This is a genomic window from Arthrobacter sp. SPT-J7 (assembly GCF_059089965.1).
The window spans coordinates 1-7,060 of sequence record NZ_JBNHFF010000176.1; the positions used below are offsets into that span (position 1 = coordinate 1).

7 protein-coding genes are annotated in these 7,060 nt (G+C 65.8%); 3 read left to right on the top strand and 4 right to left on the bottom strand.

The window, feature by feature from the left end; genetic code table 11:
- The coding region (locus AC5RWX_RS28415) for a glutathionylspermidine synthase family protein (RefSeq protein ID WP_494099592.1) at positions 1–1,011 on the top strand (1,011 nt) is incomplete at its 5' end.
- A 13-nt stretch (positions 1,012–1,024) separates the two neighbouring features.
- Positions 1,025–2,533, top strand: a complete 1,509-nt coding sequence (locus AC5RWX_RS28420) for an APC family permease (RefSeq protein ID WP_494099593.1) — start codon at positions 1,025–1,027, stop codon at positions 2,531–2,533.
- On the opposite strand, the gene AC5RWX_RS28425 is transcribed toward AC5RWX_RS28420, so the two are convergent.
- The 4 genes from AC5RWX_RS28425 to AC5RWX_RS28440 are packed head-to-tail and all read right to left on the bottom strand — an operon-like array spanning position 2,530 to position 6,329.
- Positions 2,530–3,300 (bottom strand): SDR family oxidoreductase, encoded by a 771-nt coding sequence (locus AC5RWX_RS28425; RefSeq protein WP_494099594.1) that lies wholly within the window; start codon positions 3,298–3,300, stop codon positions 2,530–2,532. The genes AC5RWX_RS28420 and AC5RWX_RS28425 overlap by 4 nt on opposite strands.
- Positions 3,301–3,307: 7 nt before the next feature.
- Positions 3,308–4,471: a cystathionine gamma-synthase gene (locus AC5RWX_RS28430; protein ID WP_494099595.1), complete on the bottom strand. Its 1,164-nt coding sequence runs from the start codon at positions 4,469–4,471 to the stop codon at positions 3,308–3,310.
- A gap of 29 nt (positions 4,472–4,500) precedes the next feature.
- Entirely contained in the window at positions 4,501–5,886 is a 1,386-nt protein-coding gene (locus AC5RWX_RS28435) for a cystathionine beta-synthase (protein WP_163161767.1), read from the bottom strand.
- Between the two features lie 35 nt (positions 5,887–5,921).
- Positions 5,922–6,329, bottom strand: a complete 408-nt coding sequence (locus AC5RWX_RS28440) for a VOC family protein (RefSeq protein ID WP_494099596.1) — start codon at positions 6,327–6,329, stop codon at positions 5,922–5,924.
- 220 nt (positions 6,330–6,549) lie between these two features.
- Here AC5RWX_RS28440 and AC5RWX_RS28445 point away from each other — a divergent pair.
- The coding region (locus AC5RWX_RS28445) for a DNA glycosylase family protein (RefSeq protein ID WP_494099597.1) at positions 6,550–7,060 on the top strand (511 nt) is incomplete at its 3' end.

Sequence of the window (7,060 nt, forward strand, 5' to 3'; positions counted from 1 at the left end):
GCCCGGTTCCTGGCCACCGGCGCCATGGGGGACATAGGCATCGGACCGCAGGCCCTTGAGCTGGCTGCGGAATCATTGCAGGCCGGCGATCTCGATGTTTACGGCCGGTTCGACTTCATCTACGACGGGCAGGGCGGGCCCGCCAAGATGCTCGAGTACAACGCGGACACCCCCACTGGCCTGATCGAGGCCGCAGTGGCCCAGTGGTTCTGGCTGCAGGACGTCTTCCCTGCAAAGGACCAGTGGAACGGCATCCATGAAGCGCTGATCCGGCAGTGGAAGAAGATGCAGTACCGCACGGGCATGAGCACCCTGCACGTGGCGCACTCCGAGGTTGAGGAGTCCGGCGAGGACTGGATGACGGCGGCCTACATGCGGGACGTGGCCAGCCAGGCGGGTTGGACCACCATCGGGATCAACATGTCCGATATCGGCTGGGATCCCAACCTGAACCGCTTTGTGGACCTGGACAATTTCATGATCAGCACCATCTTCAAGCTGTACCCGTGGGAGCTGATGATGAAGGAACCTTTCGGACCCCGGCTGCTTGAGCGCGCCCACAATCCCCGCTGGGTTGAACCCGCCTGGAAGATGCTGCTCTCCAACAAGGCACTACTCGCTGCACTGTGGCACCTGTTCCCTGGTCATGCCAACCTGCTGCCCGCGTACCTGAACGAACCGGGGCCGCTCAAGGAATGGGTGGCCAAACCGCTGCACGGCCGCGAAGGCGACAACATCAAGATCCACGCCCAGGGCATCAGCCTGGAACAACCCGGCGGATATGGTCGCGAAGGCTGGTGCTACCAGCAGTACCATCCGCTGCCGGACTTCGACGGCAACCATCCCGTCCTCGGCCTCTGGGTGGTGGACGGTGAGTCGGTGGGCTGCGGGATCCGCGAATCGGATGGCCCCATCACCGACTACTTCTGCAGGTTCGTGCCCAACACCATTGACGCCCCGGCGCCGCTCTCGGCCGCGGCCCACTCCAGCAAAGCAGGTATCGCACTATGAGTCCGGTGACACAATGAGCACAGAAACCACGACGGCGGGAGGACCGGGCGGCGGGCCCGGCACCTCCGTTCCGCCCAAGGGGCTCCGCGCCGGCATCCTGGACCTTGGCGACTCCGTCATGCTGGGCCTGGCTTCGACGGCGCCGGTGTATTCGCTGGCGGCCACGCTGGGCCTTATCGTTGCGGTGAACGGAAATTACACTCCCCTGATCCTGCTGCTTGGCTTTATCCCTGTCCTGTTCATCGCCTACGCATTCCGCGAACTCAACAGCGCCATCCCGGACTGCGGCACCACCTTCACCTGGTCCCGGCGGGCCTTTGGACCCTGGGCCGGTTGGCTGGGTGGCTGGGGTGTTGCGCTCGCCGGCATCGTGGTCCTTGCCAACCTCGCGCAGGTGGCGGGCCAGTACCTGTGGCTTCTGGTCGGTGACGGCTCGCTGGCCGCGAACAAGCTGGTAGTTACCGCCACAGGTGTCCTGTTCATCGCAGTGATGACACTGGTGAACTACCGGGGCATCCGGTTGGGCGAACACGTGCAGCGGGTGCTGACCTACGTGCAGTACATCGCGCTGGGCATTTTTGCGCTGGCCATCGTGATGCGGATTGTTGGTGGCGCACCGGAGGGGCAGCCCTTTGATTTCGAGTGGTTCAACCCCGCAGGGGCTTTCGCCGATCCCGGCGCAGTGGTCCACGGCGCACTGCTTGCCCTCTTTATCTACTGGGGCTGGGACACCTGCCTGGCGGTCAACGAGGAAACCGAAAACCCCTCCACCACCCCCGGCCGCGGTGCAGTGCTCTCCGCCTTCATCCTGGTGGCCATCTACGTCTCCGTGGCGCTCCTGGTGATGATGTACGCAACTGTGGGCACACAGGGCATCGGCCTGGGCAATGAGGCCAACCAGGACGATGTCTTCCTGGCGATGAAGGACGTGGTGCTCGGCCCCTGGGGCTGGCTGATCGTCGTCGCAGTGCTCGCCTCGGTCCTGTCCTCCACCCAGACCACCATCCTGCCCACCGCACGCGGCACCCTGTCCATGGGAGTGCACGGCGCCCTGCCGGCCAAGTTCGGCGAGGTGCACCCGAAGAACCAGACTCCCGGCTTCTCCACCCAGGTCATGGGCGGTGCGGCCGTCACCTACTACGTGGCCATGAGCTTCCTCAGCGAAAATCTGCTCTCTGACTCCATCAGCGCCATCAGCCTCTTCATCGCCTTCTACTACGCCCTCACCGGTTTCGCCTGCTTCTGGTACTTCCGGGATACCTTGCGGCACTCGGCACGTAACCTCTGGTTCCGCGGCATCCTGCCACTGGTGGGCGCGCTGCTGCTGACCGCCGCCTTCTTTATCTCGGCGGTGCAGATGTGGGACCCGGCGTACGGTGACACCCAGATCTTCGGCGTCGGCGGGGCGTTCATCAGCGGTGTGGTGCTTCTGGCACTCGGAGTGGTGCTCGCCATCGTCTGCCGGTTCCTGCCGGCAACCCGCGCCTACTTCACTGGCAGGACTCCCGCCAAGACGAGCTAGGCGGAGAAGCCGCCGTCGGCCTTGATGAGCTGGCCGGAGACCCAGCGGCCGGCAGGCGAAAGCAGGAACGCCGCAGTACCGGCGACGTCGGCAGGAGTGCCCAGGCGGCCGGTGGGCTGCCGGGCGGTTAGGGCCTCCCGCGTGTCGTCATCCATCCAGCCTGTGTCCACCGGCCCCGGGTTGAGGACGTTGGCAGAGATGCCCTGCGGCCCCAGCTCGCGGGCAGCGGCAATGACGATCCTGTCCAGCGCGCCCTTGGAGGCGCCGTAGGGCAGGTTGAACGCTGTGTGGTCGCTGGTCAGCGCAACGATGGCACCGCCGTCCGCCGTTGCCTGCCGCGCGAAAGCGGCAATCAGCTGCCAGCTGGCCCGCGTATTAACCTTAAAGTGGCGCTCAAAGGATTCCAGGCTCGTGTCCAGGACGCCGGAGTCCACCGACTCGGCGTGGCTCAGCACCATTCCCTGCAGCGGACCGGCCAGCCGCACCGCTTCAGCCAACAGGCGATCGGCGGTGCCGGGGTCCTCCAGGTTGGCGGGCAGCGGATGGACGCGGGCGCCGATCGCTTCGAGCTCGGCAGTCAAACGGACGACGTCGTCCGGCTCGCTCCCCCAGGGCATCCGGGCGTCGTAGTCCTGCCAGTACGCCAGCACCAGGTCCCAGCCTTCGGCGGCCAGTTGGCGGGCTATGCCCGCGCCGATGGAGGCAAGCCGGCCTGCACCGGTAATCAGGGCTACGTTACGGACAGGGCCTTCGGCAGCGGTTTCCATGGCGGCTTCAGGGGATGGAGGAGAGTGCCTGGTCGAGATCGGCTACCAGGTCCTCCACGTCCTCGATGCCGCACGACAGGCGGAGGAGGTTCACCGGAACTGCCAGTTCGGTGCCCTTAACCGAGGCGTGCGTCATCTCTGACGGGTAGTTCATGAGTGACTCGATGCCGCCAAGCGACTCCGCCAGCATGAACACCTTGGTGGACTCTGCCACCTTTCTTGCGGCAGCTTCGCCGCCCTTGAACTGCACCGACACCATGCCGCCGAAATTGCGCATCTGCTTCCTGGCCAGCTCATGGCCAGGGTGTGACGGCAGCCCCGGGTAGAGGACGCTTTCAACCTCGGGCCGTTCCAGCAGCCACTCCGCCACCGCCTGGCCGTTGAGGCTGTGCCGGTCCATCCGGACGCCCAGGGTCTTGAGGCCGCGGGTGGTAAGGAAGGCATCCAGGGGACCCGAGACGGCCCCTACGGCAAACTGGAGGAAACCGATCTTCTCCGCCAGCTCCGCGTCCTTGACGACGACGGCGCCGCCCACCACGTCCGAGTGGCCGCCGATGTACTTGGTGGTGGAGTGGACCACGACGTCGGCACCCAGGGCGAGCGGTGTCTGCAGGTAGGGGGACGCGAAGGTGTTGTCGACGACCAGGAGGGCACCGGCGTCGTGGGCTATGCCAGCGAGCGCGGCAATGTCCGTGATCTTCATGAGCGGGTTGGACGGCGTTTCCACCCAAAGCAGGCGTGCCTTGTTGGCCTCAACAGCCTGCCGGACTCTGTCCAGGTCCGCCATGTCCACGGGGGTGTTGCCGATCCCCCATGGACCCAGCACTCGGCTGATGAGCCGGTAGGTCCCGCCATAGGCGTCGTTGCCCAGCACGATGTGATCCCCTGGCCCGGTCAGGGCGCGGATCAGGGAATCCTCCGCCGCGAGGCCGGAGCCGAAGCTGAAGGCATGCGTTCCCAACTCCAGGGCTGCCAGCTGTTCCTGCAGCGCATCCCGGGTAGGGTTGCCGCCACGGCTGTACTCGTACCCTTGGCGGAGGCCACCAATGCCGTCCTGCGCGTAAGTGGTGGCGAAGTGCACGGGCGGCACAACGGCACCGGTACGCGGCTCGAAATCCTGGCCAGCGTGGACGGCGCGGGTGTTGAAACCCTGGTTCTTCGATACGGACATGATGCTCCTTTATCGGCGGTGTTGCAGTTTCAGTTGCTGAGGTAGGCCAGGAGGTCGTGGCGGGTGAGGATCCCCACGGGAGCGCCCACAAAGGTGACCATCACGGTGTCCACGTCCGAGAGCAGCTCCCTCGCGGCGGAGATGGTTTCCAGCGACCCGATCACCGGCAGCTTCGGACCCATGTGTTCGGAGATCTTGTCCGTCAGCTTGGCTTCGCCGCGGAACAGCTTGGCGGTGAGGGTGCGCTCATCCACCGCGCCCAGCACCTCGCCCATCACCACCGGAGGCTCCTGGGACAGGACCGGGATGTGGCTGACACCGAACTCGTTCATGATGTTGATGACATCGCGGACCGACTCGTTGGGGTGGATATGCACCAGGTCCGGCAGTTCGCCGTTCTTGGAGCTGATGACCTCGCCTACGGAGGTCTCCTCACCGCCGGAGAGGAAGCCGTAGGAACGCATCCACTGGTCGTTGAAGATTTTGGCCAGGTAGCCGCGGCCCGAGTCGGGCAGGATCACGACGACGACGGCGCTTTCCGGCAGGTCCCGCGCCGCCTGCAGCGCGGCCACCACAGCCATGCCTGAGGATCCACCCACCAGCAGGCCCTCTTCACGGGCCAGGCGCCGGGTCATGGCGAACGAGTCGGCGTCGCTGACGGCGATCACCTGGTCCGGGACGGACTTGTCGTAGTTGGCGGGCCACATGTCTTCCCCCACGCCCTCCACGAAGTACGGGCGCCCGGTGCCGCCGGAGTAGACCGAACCTTCGGGGTCGGCGCCGATGATCCGGACGGTCCCGCCGTCGGACGCCGGCCGGCCCGCCGAAACTTCCTTGAGGTACCTGCCGGTGCCGGTAATGGTGCCGCCCGTGCCGGCGCCGATGACGCAGTGGGTGACCTTCCCGTCAGTATCCCGCCAGATCTCGGGGCCGGTGGTCAGGTAGTGGCTGCCGGGTGCGGCGGGGTTGGAGAACTGGTCCGGCTTGTACGCCCCGGGCGTCTCGCGGACGATCCGGTCCGAGACACCGTAGTAGCTTTGCGGGCTGTCCGGCGGGACGGCGGTGGGTGTCACCACCACTTCGGCGCCATAGGCCTGCAGCACTGCCCGCTTGTCCTCGCCCACCTTGTCCGGCACCACGAAGATGCACTTGTAGCCCTTTTGCTGCGCCACCAGCGCCAAGCCCACGCCCGTGTTTCCGGACGTGGGTTCAACGATAGTGCCGCCGGGCTGCAGCTTGCCGTCCCGCTCGGCATCCTCCACCATTTTCGCCGCGATGCGGTCTTTGATGGATCCGCCGGGGTTCAGGTACTCCAGTTTGACCAGGACCGTGGCTTTGACGCCCTCCGTCACGTGGTTGAGCTTGATAAGCGGGGTATTGCCGATGAGGTCCAGGACGGACTGGGCGTACTTCATGAGTACAAAGCTACCGCTTCCGCAGGCGCATTCCCCTACCCGGCGCCCTGTGCCTCCCCGTCAGCGGGGAGGTTCTCCCAGAGGCCCATGACGTTGCCTTCGGTGTCCTTGAAGTATGCGAAGGAGCCCATCCCGGGAATGGTTTCCTTGGCCCGCACTACGGCGCCGCCCAAAGACTCCACTGTCTTCAGCGTGGCCTCAATGTCCTCCACGTCCACGGTGAGGACGGGGTTCGCCAGGTCTGCCTCCCGGGCCATCATGCCGCCGTTAATTGCGCCTGCTTCCGTGGGTTGTCCCGTGGACTCGTCCATGGGCGTGGTGACCACCATGTTGTAGTCCATGCCCGGGACGGGATCGATCCGCCAGCCGAGGGCCTCCTTGTAGAAGCTCCTGGCCCGCTCCTGGTCGTCCGCGGGAATTTCGAAATGCACTACTCCACCCATGTTTCCTCCTGGTCTTTCGAGCTTTCGGTGCAGCGTTTCCGCACCACATCTGGGAGTCTAGTCCTCTGCCTGTTGCCCGTTAAGAGCGGGGTGCGAGCGGAGTTTTGGTCCGGATACGCGAGCTCCCGAGACCCGCTGCCCGGGCATATTCGGACAGAAACTCCGGCCCCGGAACCGGCACGGCGGGCACGTTGTCAGCGGCGCGTGGGACGATTGGCGCATGACGATCGTAGAGGCACCTGTGCGGCTGGCGGCCGCCGCGGACGCCTCGCTCCGGTGGTATCCAAACGGCCCTTATGATCTGGCCCGGACCCTCAACCCGCTCCTGCGCGGCACCAGCGATCCTTCCTTCAGCGTCCAGGGAAGCGTCATCTGGAATGCCTTCACCACCGCAGAGGGCCCTGCCACAGTGCGGCTCAGTACGGCCGGCAGCAGCGAGCTGGAGCACCGCGTCGACGTCCAGGCCTGGGGCCCGGGCGCCTCCGCTGCCGTCGGGTCAGCCCCGCGGCTCCTGGGTGCCGACGACGATTGGCGGGCCTTTGATAAACCAGCCTTCCACGCCACCCTCCCCCGCATGGTCCGGGAGGCACGACGGCGAAGCCTGGCCCTGCGGCTTCCGTCCAGCGGGCGCATGGTCGACCAGCTCGTGCCCATCATCCTGGAACAGAAGGTGACGGTCATCGAGGCGCGGCGGGCCTACAGGTACCTTGTGCACCGGTACGGGACACCGG

Bases quoted from the DNA above. Each gene is read 5' to 3' on its own strand.
- AC5RWX_RS28435 (WP_163161767.1), bottom strand. From the start codon at position 5,886: ATGAAGTACGCCCAGTCCGTCCTGGACCTCATCGGCAATACCCCGCTT.
- AC5RWX_RS28420 (WP_494099593.1), top strand. From the start codon at position 1,025: ATGAGCACAGAAACCACGACGGCGGGAGGACCGGGCGGCGGGCCCGGC.
- AC5RWX_RS28430 (WP_494099595.1), bottom strand. From the start codon at position 4,471: ATGTCCGTATCGAAGAACCAGGGTTTCAACACCCGCGCCGTCCACGCT.
- AC5RWX_RS28440 (WP_494099596.1), bottom strand. From the start codon at position 6,329: ATGGGTGGAGTAGTGCATTTCGAAATTCCCGCGGACGACCAGGAGCGG.
- AC5RWX_RS28425 (WP_494099594.1), bottom strand. From the start codon at position 3,300: ATGGAAACCGCTGCCGAAGGCCCTGTCCGTAACGTAGCCCTGATTACC.